This window comes from Myxococcus sp. AM009, from assembly GCF_013372605.1.
Classification (GTDB): domain Bacteria; phylum Myxococcota; class Myxococcia; order Myxococcales; family Myxococcaceae; genus Myxococcus; species Myxococcus vastator.
Genome location: NZ_JABXEP010000512.1, coordinates 1 through 400 on the forward strand (window position 1 = coordinate 1; position 400 = coordinate 400).

Here is a 400-nt window from a genome sequence, read left to right on the forward strand (position 1 = left end):
CTGTAAGTCGTTGTCGCAAAACTCATTTCGTCATGGATGGAAGGTTGACGGGTTAGGAATTCGCCAGACATTTAACTATGAACTGGATGGTAAAAAATACACGTATGATGAAGTTAGCAACCAATCTATTCTTACGACTCATATTGAGTATCAATATACGGATGTTAACCTGTTAGCTGTGCATCACGCTTTACTGAATAGTGGATTAGCGCCTCAGCCTGTATCATTGACTGTGACTTTGCCTATCAGTGAGTTCTATACGAAAGAGTGTCAAAAAAATGAACTCAACATTCAGCGTAAAATTGAGAATTTAATGAGGCCGATTCGTCTTAATAAAGGCGATGTTTTCACCATTGAACACGTTGATGTGATGCCTGAATCATTGCCAGCTGTGTTTTCT

Annotated in this window: 1 protein-coding gene; it reads left to right on the top strand. The window is 39.2% G+C overall.

Going from position 1 to position 400, the window contains the following annotated elements:
- A partial coding sequence (gene parM, locus HV824_RS36655) for a plasmid segregation protein ParM domain-containing protein (protein ID WP_217918078.1) occupies positions 1 to 400 on the top strand: 400 nt, incomplete at both ends.